Raw genomic sequence first — 16046 nt, forward strand, 5'->3', positions numbered from 1 at the left:
AACCGTACTTTAACGCTAAGCTACGAAATGTTAGACCCAACGTTAAATGATCATGCAAGATCTTTTCTTCTTTACTTTTGTTCATCGTTTACACTTTTAATTGTAAACCTATTTCAGGACAAGTCAGACTTTAAAGTTATTTTTTAGATGACTTGTTTTTTTGAAAATATAACCGGACAATGAAAAAGATAGCAGCAATATTTTACTGATTTTAACCAGCAGGCAGTCATCGCGCAGCAAAAGACATTAACTATTGGCCCATTGTTAAACGACAGGGTCAATAAGGACCCCGATGTTCTCTTCCCGACGCCGTACTATATTTCGAAGCTCCAAACCGGTCGCGATTCGTCTGCAGTTTTGCTATGACGACCTCAATTTAAAAGCTACTACGGCATGGCAGGATGAAGAGGAGTTGTTGTCGGCTGCCAAAACCTGTCTATACAGGTGATAAAAATTAACCGTTTGGTAACCTGATTTTTCTCAAAATGTTATAGTTTTATCGGCATGAAAATAAAATTTCCATTGTTGCTGTCGGCGGCTTTGTCTTTTGCCGCATTTGAAGGTATCGCGCAAGCAAAATTTACCCACTCGCATAATGACTATGCCAACAACACGCCATTTTACAAGGCTTATAATAATGGCTTTAATTCTATCGAAGCAGATATATTTCTGGTCGACGGTACATTGCTGGTGTCGCACAGCGATAAATACCTGGAACCCGAACGTACGCTGAAAGGCATGTATCTAGACCCGATACTATATGCATTGCGCCGCGATACTACCCGCCGGCTGAATTTATTGATCGATGTCAAGGACGACCATAAAAAAACACTACCCGCTTTGGTAAAAGAGCTCAAACCTTTGAACGCCTATTTACTAAGCCCTGAAAACCCGAACGGAAGGTTAAAAATCCTTATCAGCGGTAATCGCCCGGTGCCGTCAGATTATAAAGACTACCCCGATATTTTATGGTTTGATGATGATCTGGTTTATCCGCATACCCAGATTGAATGGGACAGGGTAGGGCAAGTGAGCCTTAATTTTGAAAATTGGTCTAAATGGAAAGGCCAGGGGCCCATAGCCGAGGCTGACCGTAAACGATTGAAAAAAACAGTTGACAGTGTGCATACACATACGGGCAAGTTGGTTCGGTTTTGGGGGGCGCCCGATACACAAGAATCATGGGATACACAGATTGGTTTTGGGGCAGATATTATTGGTACCGATAGGATCGAACAATTGGCGGGTTACCTTGCCAAAAAAACATTGCGTAAGCCAGTTACCGCATCTATCCCAAACAAGCAAGCTAAATAGCCATTTTATTTTTTAAGCGTAATCAGCAGAAAAGAAGGGATAATTGCGGTATTTTTACGGCTTAATTAGAGACATAAATGCGTTTTGCCGCTTTTTGTATACTGTTTTTACTTGCGGGTGCTTTTGTTGGTCGTGCGCAGCAGGACACCTCCGGGTGGGTTAACCCGCTAATAACAGCGCCTCAACAGGGAGGTATGCCTGTGCTTGATTCGGTGATCATGGCCACCGTCAAGCGCAAGCAATTTGTCCGGGACTCGCTGGCTTTTTTGTATATTAAATTTCCTGACTCGGCCATGATAAACCAGGCTGCAGCTCAGTATGTCAGGGACAGCCTGTACAGAGGCCATTATTTTTTAGATATTCCGTACAAAGCCAAAAGCACACTGCGTAGCGGCCATGTACGTCAAACCCGCGACCAATGGGTTATTGTAATGATCATCAGCCTGCTGCTCTACACGGCTATACTCAACATCATTATGAATAGGGATATTAAGAACGTGTTTTTGTCGTTTTACAGCAAGCGGGCTGTGATACAAGCCAGTAAAGACGATATACAGATTAATTTCTGGGCTTTTGTTGGGCTGTTTTTACTATTTGGAATGACGTTTGGGCTGTTTTTATATCAGCTGGCGGGTTATAAAAATATTTACTACAGCATCAGCGGTTTCAGGCTGTTCAGTACGCTCGTGCTGATTATTCTGCTGCTTTTTGCATGCAAATTTTTGGTGTTAAAGTTTTTGGGTTTTGTGTTTGATATTCAAAAGTTGGTAACAGATTACGTATCAGTGCTTTACCTTACTTACTTTAATATTGCGTTTGTGTTTTTGCCGGTTACGGTTTGCTTTAGTTTACTGGCGGCACAATTTATACCCGTCTTGCTTATTATTGCCATAATACTCGTTCTGGCTATTTTTACCTGGCTTTATTTGCGCAGCAGCGTGAGCATAATTTCCAATTTTCGATTTCATAAGTTCTATTTAATTATCTATCTTTGTGCCCTCGAAATTTGCCCTGTGTTAATATTAGTTAAGGCACTGAATATATAATTTTTACGTTTAAAATTACAGATTTGGAAGAAAGAAAGAAAAAGGTAAAAAGTATTTTGGTTACATTGCCTAAGCCAGAGAATGACAAGAATCCATATACTGAATTGGCTAAAAAGTTAAACCTGAAAATTGATTTCAGGTCATTTATACATGTTGAGGGTGTGCCGGCTAAAGATTTCCGCAAGGATAAAATCAACCTTGCCGATTTTACTGCCGTGATCTTCACCAGCCGTAACTCTGCTGATCATTTTTTCAGAATATGTGAAGAAATGCGTTTTGAGGTGCCGGTGGAGATGAAATATTTTTGTCTTTCTGAAACTATCGCGTTATATCTTCAAAAATATATTCAGTACCGTAAGCGTAAAATATTCTTTGGCAAACAAACCGCTTCTGATTTAGCCGAGGTGCTTAAAAAACACTCGGGCGAAAAGTTTTTATATCCATGCTCTGACGTAGCTGCAGAAGAAACCCAAAAGTTCCTTTTAGAGAACGGTTATGATTTCACTCCGGCAGTGTTATTTCGCACGGTATGCAGTGATTTGAGCGATCTGGCAGATGTTTTTTATGATGTCATTGCCTTTTTTAGCCCGTCAAGTATACAGTCATTGTACAAAAACTTTCCTGATTTTAAACAAAATAATACCCGTATAGCAGCCTTTGGTGCAACCACCCATAAGGCGGTGCTTGAAGCGGGGTTAATTTTGGATATTCCGGCACCAACTCCGGCTGCCCCCTCCATGACTATGGCTATCGAACAATATTGCAAACAGGTAAATAAATAGTCGCAGGGCAATTTTTTTAATTCCGATGCAACATTTTTTGTAATTTGCCGTATAAGCCCTAAGTTGAATAAGTTGCTATTATAACTAGTTAATTTAAAGAGGTTTGGTATTATAGCCCAAACTGTCCTTTCGTTAATTGATTTGCTTGATTATTTAAAAAGTGTTATATTTCGTTATAAAAAACATTTTTTAGAATTTGGTTAAGCAAATTTTATATATTCGGGGGGCATTTTGTGTTGATTAATGATCAGATTTTTGATTTGTAAAAAATGAAGCAAGTATACTTTTTAGTAGGAATTTTAGGTACGATGGCATTGAGTAGCTGCGGTCTTTTAGGCGGCGGCAAAGGGTCAGACAGAGGGGAGGTTATCGGCGCAAAGGGAAAGACTGCCAGGCAGGAAATCCCATACGGCATGGTTTACATTCCGTCAGGTACTTTCTTAATGGGGCAAACTGACCAGGACATTACTTTCGCGCAAATTGCACAAACAAAACAGGTCACTATTCCCGCCTTTTTTATGGACCAGACAGAGATTTCAAACAGCCAGTACAGGCAGTTTGTAAACTGGGTTCGTGATTCGATTGCGGTTACTAACTACCTTAATGATCCTAAATACTTCATTGGCGGTAATGGAACCAAAAAAGGCGCTGCGGCTCCAAATCCAAACGGACAAAAATATATTGACTGGCAATACGTAAAAAAATACCCGATCTGGGGCAGAGGTAATAAAAAAACCGGTAATGCCAATGGCCAGAAACTACAAGGTATGTACTATCAAGGGCTGGATCGTATATTCGATCGTAATGAGCTTGATGTACGTTTGTTAAAATATAACTATGCCATGCCGCTTTACCGTAAGGCTGCTGATCATAGAAGAGACCCTAATTTCAAGCGTTCAGACGCGATATTCCGTGATACAGTAGCAGTTTATCCTGATACGCTTGTTTGGCTGGCAGATTTCTCATATGCTGCTAATGAGCCAATGGTTGAGGGTTATTTCTCTCATCCATCATTTAAAGATTATCCGGTGGTGGGAGTTAACTGGCTGCAAGCCCGTGCCTTTACCGTATGGCGTACACGCTATAACGAGGCATATAAAGACTCCAGGCATTTACCACACCGGTCTGCTTACGATTTGCCAACAGAAGAGGAGTTTGAATACGCTGCCCGTGGTGGCAGGATAGGTACAGATTACCCTTGGGGCGGCCCGTATATCAGAAATGCTAAAGGCTGTTTATTAGCTAACTTTAAACCAGGCCGTGGTAATTATTCTGACGATGGAGGGACTTACACCGTTAAAATAAATTCATACTTACCAAATGATTATGGTTTGTATTGTATGGCCGGTAACGTAGCTGAGTGGACCTCATCAGCATTCGACCCATCAGCCTCAACCTTTGTTAATGATTTGTCGCCGACCTTCAATTACGAAGCCGGTAAAAATGACCCCGAAGTTATGAAACGTAAAGTAGTACGCGGTGGTTCATGGAAAGACATCGGTTACTTCCTGCAAAATGCATCACGCAGTTATGAATATCAGGATAGTGCTAAATCTTACATCGGTTTCCGTTGCGTTACCCACTTCCAGGGCCGCGATTTAAGAGACAAACGATAATTAAAAAATAAATCAAAAAAATTAAGAGAATATTTTATTAGAATTTTATGGCAGGGAAAAAACATCCATACGGAATTAATAACATTGTATCCTGGGGTGCAACCGTGGTTATTGTAGGTTTATTGTTTAAAATACAGCATTTGCCTTTTGGTGGCTTGTTCATTTCAATAGGTCTGGGTGCAGAGGCAATTTTGTTTTTTATATTGGGCTTTCAAAGAGAATCGGTTGAGATTGATTGGACAAGAGCATATCCTGAATTAGCACACGATTATACAGGCGAATTGCCTACCACTTCGCAACGTGGTGGTGGCGGTGGCGGTAACTTTTCGCAAACCGCCGCTTTAGACAAAATGATGGCCGATGCTAAAATCGGTCCGGAATTGGTTAACAGCCTGGCTGAAGGTTTAAGAACTTTTGGCGATAAGGTTAATGCTATATCAAAAGTCACTGATGCCGGCGAGGCTACTATAGCCTTTACCAACAAAGTAAAGCAAGCTTCGCAAAGCTATGACAACCTGACTGCATCGTTCGAGAAAGCATCAGGCAACTTGTTAGAGTTGGCTAATACTAATGTAGATTCAAAAGCATATCACGATCAGGTAAACAGTTTGGCTAAAAATTTATCGGCCTTAAACGCTGTTTATGAATTGGAACTACAGGACTCAAGCGCCCATTTAAAAGCAATGAACAAGTTTTATCAAAACCTGTCATTAACCATGGGTAATTTTACAGAGTCTATTGATGATTCAAAGCAGTTTAAAGAAGAGGTTAGCCGTTTGGCTAAAAATCTGTCGTCGTTAAATGCTATATATGGCAATATGTTAACTGCAATGAACCAACCACGCCAGGCATAGCCTTTTGTGAATAAACAGGATTTTTAATACAAAATAAAGATATATAACAAATGGCTGGAGGTAAACAGACCCCAAGGCAGCGGATGATGGGTATTTTATACCTGGTATTGCTGGGCCTTATTGCCCTTGATGTTCCGGATAGCTTACTAGATGCTTTTAAAAACATCAGCGACAGCTTATCGGCTTCAAAAACAAACGTGCAGAAAGGTATTGATAATACTTTTGAGGCGTTTGAAAAAACTAAATTAAAAGAGCAGCCTGAAAGGGCAAAGCCGATTTATGAACGGGCTCTGAAAGCAAGAAAACTTGCAGATGATTTGAATGCTTATGTAGAAACATTGAAAAAAATGTTGGTTGATGCGGCCGGCGGTTTTGACGAGGTGACGCAAGATTACAGAGGGCGCGAAAACATCGACATATCTGTGGATCTAATGGTAAATCGTAAAAAAAATGCTTACGAATTACATAAAAAGATCGACGAGACCAGAAAGAACCTACTTGCATTACTTGATCCCAGAGACCGGGCGGGCGTAAAATTACCATTAGAAACTACTCCGCCGCCTCATAGAACAGGTTTTGAAAACAAAAGCTGGGAACAGGCCACTTTTGGCGAAGGTATGCCAATGGGTGCAGCAATGACCGCATTAACCAAAATACAATCGGATACTAAAAATGCTGAAAACGAGGTGGTAAAAAAGATTTTAGGCGAAGTAGATCAGGCGGTTGTTAACCTGGACCAATTCTCGGCGGTGGCAGTGGCGCCAACCAGCTATGTATTGGTGGGTCAGCCATATACCGCCGAAGTGTTCTTAACTGCGTCTGATTCAAAATCATCACCGGATATCACTGTTGAAGGTTCAAGATTGCCAACAGAGGCGGGCCGCGGTAAATACAACGGCAGCACCAGCGCCGAAGGGGTACATACCTGGATAGGTACCATATCGGTTAAACAAAACGATGGTACCATTAAGACATACACAACACAACCCCAAACTTATACGGTAGCAAGACCATCTGCAGTGGTATCGCCTGACAAAATGAATGTATTATATATCGGTGTGCCAAATCCGCTATCGGTATCGGCACCGGGTATTGCTAAAAAAGATTTGCGTGTAAGTATGGCCGGCGGCACTATTACCCCGTCAGGCAATGGTTACATTGCTACGGTTACTGCACAAGGTACGGCAACTGTAAATGTATCTGGCGAGGTGTCAAAAGGTAAAGTCATGACTTTAGGTGCAACAACTTTCCGTGTAAAACGTATACCTGACCCTAAAGCAGAGTTTGCAGCTAAATCTGGCGGAACAACCAGCGCGGCTAATATAAAAGCGCAGGATGCCATATTTGCACGCTTAGAGAATTTTGAGTTTGATGCTAAGTTTAACGTTACACGTTTTACTTTATTAGTAATAAAACCACGTCAGGATCCGTTGAGTTTTACGGGCACCGGAAACCAGCTAACCAGCGCAATGCATTCGGCAATGAACAGCGTTTCGCCAGGTTCGACAGTGGTTTTTAAAGACATTGTTGCAGTTGGGCCAGACGGCACTCAGCGCGGATTAGATAACATTGTATTATTTGCAAATTAAAAGCATATGAAAAGTAGATTTTTGATTTTTGTACTCTGCCTGGCTTGCGTAACAGCGTTTGCGCAATCCAAAAAGAAGAAAGCGCCGGTAAAAAAACCGGTAGCCGGCAAGAATACAACTGCCCCTAATACGGCCAGTAAGCAGACCTCAATGCTTGACACTACTAAAAAGCCAACAGATGCGCCTATCACTGCCGATGCAACACCTGCTAAACCGTTTGACAGGCCTTTAGATGGTTACTATAAAAAGAGCAATATCCAAAATAACAAAGTGACTCCTTACGCTAATGTTCGCGAGTCGGACGTTGTATTTGCAAAACGGGTTTGGGAAGAGATTGACCTGCGCGAAAAAGTAAACGCTTACTTAGGCTCGCCTAAGTCAAGATTAATTGATGTGTTAATGGATGCTATTGCCGCCGGAGAACTGACCGCTTATGATCCGATACCTACCAAGGACGATCCAAATGGCGATGGATTTGCTGTTCCATTGACTCCCGCAAAAGCCAAAGCAAAAATGGCCGATAGCTCTTTGGTTAACATCATTAATGCAAATGGCGAAAAAACTGGGTCAAAAATGGTAGCAGGCGAATTTCAGCCTGACAGCATTATCAAATACCGTATTAAAGAAGACTGGATTTTTGACAAGCAACGTTCAGTATGGGAGCCCCGTATCATCGGTATTGCACCAATGATTAAACAAAAAGTTGAGGGTGCTAACCTTGCGTTAGATTATCAACCGGCGTTTTGGATCTATTTCCCGGCTGCACGCCAGGTATTGGTTACACACGAAGCCTTTAACAGAAACAATGACGCTACCGATCTAAGCTTCGATGATGTGTTCCTGAAACGCTTATTTCATGGTTACGTGGTTAAAGTGTCTAACGATAAGGATGAACGTATTAAAGATTACGCTCAAGGTATTGATAAGCTTTATGAGTCAGAACGTATCAAGAAGCAACTTATGGATTGGGAACTCAACTTGTGGCAGTACTAACCAGATATTAACATACACTTTTAAGCCTTTGCAGAAATGCAGAGGCTTTTGTTTTAAATACTACTTGCCTTTAGTGGTCCCGCTGCCCGAAGTTGCAGACTTCAGACAACAAAGTAAATATCTTGGCAGGTGCCATAGCTATCCTGCTACTTCATTAACTTTTCAACCTAAATTGTTATCTTCGCTGCCCAAACAGAACTGATCAAAGTTTATGAAATTATTAGAAGGAAAAACCGCGTTAATAACCGGAGCGTCAAAAGGAATCGGACGCAAAATTGCTGAAAAATTTGCCGAGCACGGCGCTAATGTGGCTTTTACTTATTTATCATCTGTTGAAAAAGGCCAGGCATTGGAGCAGGAACTGCAAAGCTTTGGCACTAAAATAAAAGGCTATCGCAGCGATGCTTCGAAGTTTGACGAAGCCGATAAGCTGATCAATGATATTATTGCCGATTTTGGTACGCTAAATATCGTGGTTAACAATGCCGGTATCACTAAAGACGGCCTGTTAATGCGCATGACTGAAGAGCAATGGGACGACGTTCTGGAAGTTAACCTGAAATCTATATTCAACGTTACTAAAGCGGCGTCAAAAATTATGATGAAAAACCGCGAAGGCGTATTTATCAACATGAGTTCTGTAGTAGGTGTCGACGGCAATGCAGGGCAAGCTAACTACGCTGCTTCAAAAGCAGGTATCATTGGTTTTTCTAAATCAATGGCTAAGGAGCTGGGCTCGCGTAACATCCGTACTAACGTTATCGCTCCGGGTTTTATCCGTACCGAAATGACCGAGGTTTTAGACCCGAAAGTAGTTGAAGGCTGGGCGGCCTCAATCCCGCTTAAACGCGCCGGCGAGACCGAAGACGTAGCCAATGCCTGCGTTTTCCTGGCGTCTGACATGGCAACCTACATCACCGGCCAGGTTATCCCGGTTGATGGAGGGATGTTGTAGTAGTGATTGAAGATTAATGATTGGTTGCAAAACTGATCAAAGCGGCCGATGTCATACTAAGGCTCCCGAAGTATAAGTGCAAAGGCCCTTATAAATCATATTTAAAACAGCATATTTGATATACAGATATGCTGTTTTTTATGCATAAACTTTTACTATTTCTCTCAGTATTTTGATGCCCGGTTGCCACCAGCCCAAGCTCAATTATCCTGTACCCAGTAAAACCGATATTGATAACATCTTCAAGGCTGTTATTGTAAAGCAATGGGAGACCTGGATTGAGTAACCATACCAATATTATTACACTAAACATTCACGATATTTTTGCATTTTGCAGGTATAACGTAAAACATATCAGGTACAACGTTTAAGCTTAAAGATGCTGCTATTTTCTGTCACATGGGGAACTGTATCCGGATGGTGGGCCATACCTTGCTTGCTGTTGGGTTTACTGTATGCCTGGCTCATGTACCGGCAGCCGCAAAATCTGCCGGATAAATTCAGATACCTGTTAGCTGCATTTCGAGCGTTAGGAGTTTTCCTGATTGCTTTGTTGCTGGTATCGCCGATGGTTAAATCAACCAATTATCAGCCTCAAAAACCGCTGATTTTAATAGCGCAAGATAATTCGCAGTCGGTCAATACATTTCACCCCAGAGATTTTGATGCCGATAAGTTTGTTGATGAATTAGCCAAATTAAAACATCAATTAGGCAATGGTTATGAGGTGCAGGAGTTTAACTTCGGCCATGATCTGAATAGCGGCTTATCAAAATCATTCAACGCTAAACAAACCAATATAGCAGCGGCATTGCGCCAGTTGAATGATCGCTTTGTAAACCAGAACATCGGTGCGCTGATACTTGCTACTGATGGCTCTTACAATCAGGGCGCCGACCCCCAATATGAGGCCCGCAATTTTAAAACAGGCATTTATACCATAGCCTTAGGAGATACCAATGCCAAACGCGATCTGCTTATAGGTAATGTCAATTATAACAAGACCGCTTTTTTAGGAAACGATTTCGAAATAGAAGTATTAACGCAAGCCTACCAAAGTAAAGGCGAGACCATGCATTTATCAGTCACCGAAGACGGCCGCCAGGTAAATGCGCAGATCATCCCGGTAGGCAATGATGCCTTTAAAAAGAATTTAACAATAAAATTGAACGCCGATAAAAAAGGCGTACATAAGTTCAATATCAGCATAACACCGGTTAAGAACGAGCTTTCTACTCAAAATAACACTGAAACCATTTATGTCGAGGTGCTCGATTCAAAGCAGAAGATATTGTTGGTGTATGATGCCGCCCACCCGGACATCAGCGTGATAAAACAAGCCATTGAGGCCAATAAAAACTATGAGTTGAAGACAAGTTTTACCGCGGACATTGGCTCGCTTAAATTAAGCGATTATAGCCTGATTATGCTGCATCAGCCAACTGCCGGCAGCTTTGTCGCGCTGAAAGACATTATCGCCAAAACTAAAACGCCGGTATGGTATTTATTGGGTGATCAGGCAGATATTTCAAACTTTAATACGGCACAAAAGCTAACCAATATCAGCACTACACGGGCGGACATGCAGGAAGTATTTGCACAGCCTGTTCCTGAGTTTACGTCATTTGTTTTGTCGGACTCGACAATGCAAAAGCTGGCCAAAATGCCGCCGTTGCTGGCACCGTTTGGTACTTACACTTTACCTGCAACCACCGGGGTGTTGTTTAAGCAACGGATAGGCACTGTAGCCACCAATTATCCGTTATTGTTATTTGGTGATGAAGGTGGTCGGCGTATAGGCGTATTAACTGGTGAAGGCCTGTGGCGATGGCAGTTGGCCGAGTATGCGCAATATGGCAGTCACCATGCCATGGAGGAACTGTTTAGCCAGAGTGTTCAATATTTGACCGCTAATGCAAACAGACAGCGTTTCAGGGTTTATCCCTCAAAAAATGTTTTTGACGAAGGGGAAAATGTACTCTTTAATACAGAATTATATAACGATGCTTTGGAACTGGTTAACACGCCCGACGTCAAGATCGAGCTTAAAAATACCGCAGGCAAAAACTACAGCTTCCTGGCCACCCGCACGGGACAAAGCTATCAGTTGGATGCCGGTATTTTACCGGTTGGCGAGTATACTTATACCGCCAGTACCACACTGGGCAACCGCTTGTTTAATGCAGCCGGACAACTTACTGTGAAGCCACTTAACTTGGAGATAAGCCAAAGTGCGGCCAATCATCAATTACTTAGAAATATAGCCGTTCAAAGCGGGGGTAAAATGCTGCCGCCGTCGCAAATGAATCAACTGGCCGATTTGATCCGCAAGAATGAAAACATCAAAACCCTGGTGTACGAAGACCGCCATTACAATGACATGATCGATGTGAAATGGATTTTCGGGCTGATTGTTGTATTGTTGGGATTAGAGTGGTTCTTGAGGAAGCGGGAAGGGGAGGTATAAAACACACTTTGTCATTCTGAGCATAGCGAAGAATCTGCCCGTAATGCTAATAGCAGTTATTGCCACGCAGCAAGATGCCCGTCGCCGGCATGACAGAAAGAAGTGAAAGACACCTCAAAAATTGAATTACTTATACTTCCAGTTTCTCGACTTACCTTCACTCATCCACTCTAACGCGGTTTCAATGCGCTTTTGGCGGGTGGCCTCTGTTTTGGCTTCGACAATCCATTCCAGGTATTCGCGTTTATTTGAAGGACTGAAATTTTGGAAAGTTGCTAAGGCCTTGGGTTTAGTTTCCAGTGCAGCGGCAAAATAATCCGGCACCTCGATAGGTGCTTTTGGCGCTTTAGGTACGACAGCTTTTTTCTCTGATTTCTGTTCGGGTCCGGCATCTTTTATTTTAATAGCCTGCAAGATAAAATCTTTCAGAATAGCATCATCCGGCAAGTCAGACACTTTAGTAATACGTCCAAAATTGCCGGCAGCGTCCCTTTCATCAGCGTGTTTAAGTACGCCATTCGGGTCATTCAAGGCAGTGCTGCCCCAGAAACCAAACACGCAATGCTCTTTAAATGCAGCCATGTTAGCCAAAATTCCTTTGTACTCAAAAAACGGATGCCCCCATTTAATGGTTTCGGTAATTTGCGGCGAAACCGAGTGCATTAGTTGGCGCAGGTGTTTTAATATCGGTTGCGCAAAAGCTGCTTTTTTGCCAATATATTCGTCGATGCGTGGGTCGTACTGTTCCATGCCACAAGATAATAGTTTATCATTGATTTATGCAACAGTTATTAGCTTGCCAGTCGCCTGCAAATTTCCAAAATAGATTTACTGATCGGTTTAAATTCAATGCCAATAGCAGCTTTGATCTTGCTATTATCAAAGTTGCGGATTTGAGTAGAAGCCTGAGCGGCAACCTTATCAATGGCCGGCGTTTTACCGGTGATGAACGAGGCTAACCGCGCCGCACGCCAGGCCACTTCCATCATCCAGGGTTTGGCTACAAATGGTGGCGGCTTGATACCGAAGCCTTGAGCAATTTCGGCGGTGAGTTGTTTATAATCACGATTTTCGGCGCTGAGAATGTAGCGCTGTTCGGTAATATCGGTTTCCATCAGGGCTATCATACATTTGGCTACATCTTCGACATCAACAAAGCCTGCGGTGCCCTCAGTATAAATTTTAAGTCCTTTGCGTACGGTTTCAAACAGCTGGCCGCTACCTAAAATGCCTGCATTAGCACCGATGATCAACGACGGATTTACTATTACGGCATCTAATCCCTCTGCAATGCCGCGCCAGACTTCCATTTCGCTTTCCAGTTTTGATATTGCGTAGCCGTCATTTTCAGTAGCAATGTCCAGGTGATGATTTTCAGTGATCAATTCGCCAGGTTTCGCAACGCCTATGGCTGCAATGGAGCTTACATGAACCAACCTGATATCGCGCCCCAAACAAAGGTTCACCAGATTGGCGGTACCTTTTACGTTAGTGTGTATCATGGGCTCTTTGTCTTTTTGTTTTAACGACACCCAGGCCGCACAATGATAAACGTGGTCGACACTTTCAAGCGCATCTTCCAACGCGAAGATATCCATCATATCAGCCTCAACCCATTCTATCTGCGGATAAGGTATCAGCAAGGCCGGTATAATTGACGATGCCCGCCTGGTACAGCGCACAGTCTCGCCTTTGTCAACCAATTGCCTGGCTACTTCTGAGCCTAAAAAACCTGTAGCGCCTGTTACGAGAACCATTTTCTTTGATATGCAGAGGTGCAAATGTGCAGATTGATGATTGAATTGCAAAATAAAACAAGCGTACCGTGACATATTGGTATACCGCTCAAGAATTTAAATTGTTGTTGCGCCGCGCTACATCAGCTGTATATGGTGATACTGGTGCGGTAATTAAATCATACTTACATTTGCACATCTGCATATCCGCACATTTACTACATTTGCATATTCGCACATTAATAATATGTCCTTATCAGATTTCTTTACATCTGTTGATTTAAATACCATCACCCCCAAAAACGGGTATTATACCAGCCACTTAGGTAGTAAGATAAACTGCTATGTAGACGAATTTCCCGACCTGGATCACTCTGTCGATATTGCTATCATAGGTGTGCAGGAAGATCGCAACGCCATTAACAATCCCGGTTGCGCCCTGGCCCCCGACTACGTGCGTGAAAAGCTGTATCAATTGCATGAAGGCTCCTATACGACAAAAATTGCAGATCTGGGCAATATCCGGCAGGGAGAGTCAATTACCGATACTTATTATGCACTAAAGACGGTTGTAGGCGAATTGGTTAAAAAAGATATTATTCCGCTGATCATCGGTGGAGGGCAAGACCTTACCTATGCACAGTATTTGGGTTATGAAGATCTGGAACAAAAGGTAGACCTGGTAATTGTCGATTCGCATTTTGATTTGGAAGAAGATGAAAATTCAGAAAGCATCGCCACCACATCAACCTCCTATCTGAGCAAGATCTTTCTGCATGAGCCTAATTATCTTTTTAATTACAGTAACCTGGGCTATCAAACGTTCTTTGCCAGTCAGGATAGCTTACGGGTAATGGATAAGCTATACTTTGATGTACACCGCTTAGGGCTATTGAGTAATAATGTAGGTGTAGCCGAGCCGGTTATCCGTAATGCTAATATGATCAGTTTTGATATCAGCGCCATAAAATCGGCCGATGCCGGTGCTAATGCCAATGCCACGCCTAACGGCTTTTATGGCGAAGAGGCCTGCCAGATTTGCCGCTACGCGGGATTTAATGATAAGTTAAGCTCGATTGGGTTTTATGAGTTTAACCCGGCCTATGACAATAATGGCCAAACAGCCATGCTGCTGGCCCAAATGATATGGTATTTTATTGACGGTGTATATAATCGTAAGAAGGATTTTCCATTAAGCCCTAAGTCGCAATACCTTATCTATAAAACCAGCCTGGTGCATGATGATCATGAATTGATATTTGTGAAAAGCAAAAAATCAGACCGATGGTGGATGCAGGTACCTTACCCAAGCGGTGGTTCAAAAAATGAGCGCTTCCACCTGGTGCCTTGCCGTTATGAAGATTACCAACTGGCGGTATCAGGCGAAATGCCCGATCTGTGGTGGCGTACTTATCAAAAGTTAACCTAATTATATAATTGTGACGGATAATCCGTTATTAGTCCTGAAGAGTTCAAAAAAAGCAATGAAGAAACTGATTTTAAATATAATGACGCTATTGCCTGTAATGGCATTTGCACAAGCCCCGGCTGGTAATACCTTTACGGTAAAAGGTAAAATTGGCAATGTAACTACCCCGGCATGGGTATACTTGCTTTACCAGGCCGGTGCCAATAAGGTAATGGATTCTACACAGATTGTAAACGGCAACTTTAGCATCTCTGGTAGTATTCCGAGTCCGTCAAACTCATTGATTGTACTTGATCATAAAGGAGTGGGGGTAGCTAAATTGGGTACGACCCCGGACATGCTTGAGTTTATGTTAGATAAAGGCATAACCAATGTCAATACCGAAAAAGATTCTGTAAAATATGGTGTCATTACCGGTTCTGAATTGAATGATGAAGATAAGTATCTGACGCAGCAACTTAATTATTTTAACGGCGAAGCTAAAAAGCTAAATGACGAGGCTAAGGCGGCTCCGGCAGCTACGCTAAAATCGCCTGAATACCAGGAGAAAATGCAGGCCAGGTTTAAAGTTTTACAGGATAAACAACATGCTATGCTTAAAGAGTTTGCTTCGACGCATCCGCATAGTTATGAAAGCCTGATGGTTTTGAACCTCATGACCCGGCAGGGCGCAAATGCTATGGAAACCGATGAGTTGTTTAACCAATTGGATAAATCTATTCAGGAGACCGAGGTAGGCAAGATGATCAGAAACGGTATTGATGATGCCAAGGTTACTTCGGTAGGTGCTACAGCTCCTGATTTTACGCAGCCCGATGTTAACGGCAACCCAGTTAAACTGTCATCACTCAGAGGTAAATACGTATTGATTGATTTCTGGGCATCATGGTGTGGCCCTTGTCGTGCCGAAAACCCGAATGTGGTAAAAGCTTACGGCAGGTATAAAACCAAAAACTTTACCATACTGGGTGTGTCATTAGATCGCCCGGGTGAAAAGGATAAATGGCAAGCAGCTATCAAGCACGACGGCCTGGCCTGGACTCAGGTATCAGACCTGAAATTCTGGCAAAACGACGCCGCTACTTTATATAAAGTGCAGTCTATCCCCGCTAATTTCCTACTTGATCCCAATGGCAAGATCATCGCTAAAGACCTTCGCGGCGCTGACCTGGAGCATAAATTAGAAGAGCTGTTTGGGAAGATATAAGTAATTTTGGCATAGCTGGCGTAGCGTGGCAATCGCGAACTTTTCTGCTCGCGATTGC

Annotated in this window: 13 protein-coding genes; 11 read left to right on the forward strand and 2 right to left on the reverse strand. The window is 42.7% G+C overall.

Annotated features, from left to right (window positions below; translation table 11 throughout):
- Positions 1-504: 504 nt before the first annotated feature.
- From ABD772_RS06045 to ABD772_RS06085, 9 genes are all read left to right on the forward strand, one after another.
- Positions 505-1314 (forward strand): PI-PLC domain-containing protein, encoded by an 810-nt coding sequence (locus tag ABD772_RS06045; RefSeq protein WP_345101784.1) that lies wholly within the window; start codon positions 505-507, stop codon positions 1312-1314.
- A 77-nt stretch (positions 1315-1391) separates the two neighbouring features.
- Entirely contained in the window at positions 1392-2360 is a 969-nt protein-coding gene (locus tag ABD772_RS06050; protein ID WP_345101786.1) for a DUF4271 domain-containing protein, read from the forward strand.
- A gap of 23 nt (positions 2361-2383) precedes the next feature.
- The gene (locus ABD772_RS06055; RefSeq protein WP_345101788.1) at positions 2384-3142 is read left to right on the forward strand and encodes a uroporphyrinogen-III synthase; all 759 of its coding nucleotides are present in this window, start codon (positions 2384-2386) and stop codon (positions 3140-3142) included.
- A 269-nt stretch (positions 3143-3411) separates the two neighbouring features.
- On the forward strand, positions 3412-4758 hold the full coding sequence (gene porK / locus ABD772_RS06060) for a T9SS ring complex lipoprotein PorK/GldK (RefSeq protein WP_345101790.1): 1347 nt from the start codon (positions 3412-3414) through the stop codon (positions 4756-4758).
- Between the two features lie 47 nt (positions 4759-4805).
- Entirely contained in the window at positions 4806-5612 is an 807-nt protein-coding gene (gene porL, locus ABD772_RS06065) for a type IX secretion system motor protein PorL/GldL (RefSeq protein WP_345101792.1), read from the forward strand.
- A gap of 50 nt (positions 5613-5662) precedes the next feature.
- Complete coding sequence (porM, locus tag ABD772_RS06070) at positions 5663-7201, forward strand: type IX secretion system motor protein PorM/GldM (protein WP_345101794.1); 1539 nt, start codon at positions 5663-5665, stop codon at positions 7199-7201.
- 6 nt (positions 7202-7207) lie between these two features.
- Positions 7208-8194 (forward strand): type IX secretion system ring subunit PorN/GldN, encoded by a 987-nt coding sequence (porN, locus tag ABD772_RS06075; RefSeq protein ID WP_345101797.1) that lies wholly within the window; start codon positions 7208-7210, stop codon positions 8192-8194.
- Between the two features lie 211 nt (positions 8195-8405).
- Positions 8406-9149, forward strand: coding sequence for a 3-oxoacyl-[acyl-carrier-protein] reductase (gene fabG / locus ABD772_RS06080; protein WP_345101799.1), 744 nt, complete (start codon positions 8406-8408; stop codon positions 9147-9149).
- 379 nt (positions 9150-9528) lie between these two features.
- Positions 9529-11616 carry a vWA domain-containing protein gene (locus ABD772_RS06085; RefSeq protein ID WP_345101801.1) on the forward strand — a complete coding sequence of 696 codons (2088 nt, stop codon included), beginning with the start codon at positions 9529-9531 and terminating at the stop codon, positions 11614-11616.
- A gap of 126 nt (positions 11617-11742) precedes the next feature.
- Here the strand turns inward: ABD772_RS06085 and ABD772_RS06090 are convergent, their stop codons facing one another.
- Both ABD772_RS06090 and ABD772_RS06095 read right to left on the reverse strand, forming a co-directional pair.
- Positions 11743-12366, reverse strand: coding sequence for a YdeI/OmpD-associated family protein (locus ABD772_RS06090; protein WP_345101803.1), 624 nt, complete (start codon positions 12364-12366; stop codon positions 11743-11745).
- 41 nt (positions 12367-12407) lie between these two features.
- Entirely contained in the window at positions 12408-13373 is a 966-nt protein-coding gene (locus ABD772_RS06095) for an NAD-dependent epimerase/dehydratase family protein (RefSeq protein ID WP_345101805.1), read from the reverse strand.
- Positions 13374-13599: 226 nt separating this feature from the next.
- On the opposite strand from ABD772_RS06095, the gene ABD772_RS06100 reads away from it, so the two are divergent.
- Together ABD772_RS06100 and ABD772_RS06105 are read left to right on the forward strand one after the other, a co-directional pair.
- Complete coding sequence (locus ABD772_RS06100; protein WP_345101807.1) at positions 13600-14781, forward strand: formimidoylglutamase; 1182 nt, start codon at positions 13600-13602, stop codon at positions 14779-14781.
- Between the two features lie 55 nt (positions 14782-14836).
- Complete coding sequence (locus tag ABD772_RS06105) at positions 14837-15988, forward strand: redoxin domain-containing protein (RefSeq protein WP_345101809.1); 1152 nt, start codon at positions 14837-14839, stop codon at positions 15986-15988.
- Positions 15989-16046 lie beyond the last annotated feature (58 nt).

Source organism: Mucilaginibacter panaciglaebae (genome assembly GCF_039539265.1).
In the GTDB taxonomy this organism is placed as follows: Bacteria; Bacteroidota; Bacteroidia; order Sphingobacteriales; family Sphingobacteriaceae; genus Mucilaginibacter; species Mucilaginibacter panaciglaebae.

Excerpts from the sequence above, each read along its gene's own strand:
- ABD772_RS06085 (WP_345101801.1), top strand. The coding sequence starts at position 9,529 with ATGCTGCTATTTTCTGTCACATGGGGAACTGTATCCGGATGGTGGGCC.
- ABD772_RS06045 (WP_345101784.1), top strand. The coding sequence starts at position 505 with ATGAAAATAAAATTTCCATTGTTGCTGTCGGCGGCTTTGTCTTTTGCC.
- ABD772_RS06105 (WP_345101809.1), top strand. The coding sequence starts at position 14,837 with ATGAAGAAACTGATTTTAAATATAATGACGCTATTGCCTGTAATGGCA.
- porN (WP_345101797.1), top strand. The coding sequence starts at position 7,208 with ATGAAAAGTAGATTTTTGATTTTTGTACTCTGCCTGGCTTGCGTAACA.
- porL (WP_345101792.1), top strand. The coding sequence starts at position 4,806 with ATGGCAGGGAAAAAACATCCATACGGAATTAATAACATTGTATCCTGG.
- ABD772_RS06095 (WP_345101805.1), bottom strand. The coding sequence starts at position 13,373 with ATGGTTCTCGTAACAGGCGCTACAGGTTTTTTAGGCTCAGAAGTAGCC.
- ABD772_RS06100 (WP_345101807.1), top strand. The coding sequence starts at position 13,600 with ATGTCCTTATCAGATTTCTTTACATCTGTTGATTTAAATACCATCACC.
- ABD772_RS06090 (WP_345101803.1), bottom strand. The coding sequence starts at position 12,366 with ATGGAACAGTACGACCCACGCATCGACGAATATATTGGCAAAAAAGCA.
- porM (WP_345101794.1), top strand. The coding sequence starts at position 5,663 with ATGGCTGGAGGTAAACAGACCCCAAGGCAGCGGATGATGGGTATTTTA.
- porK (WP_345101790.1), top strand. The coding sequence starts at position 3,412 with ATGAAGCAAGTATACTTTTTAGTAGGAATTTTAGGTACGATGGCATTG.
- ABD772_RS06050 (WP_345101786.1), top strand. The coding sequence starts at position 1,392 with ATGCGTTTTGCCGCTTTTTGTATACTGTTTTTACTTGCGGGTGCTTTT.
- fabG (WP_345101799.1), top strand. The coding sequence starts at position 8,406 with ATGAAATTATTAGAAGGAAAAACCGCGTTAATAACCGGAGCGTCAAAA.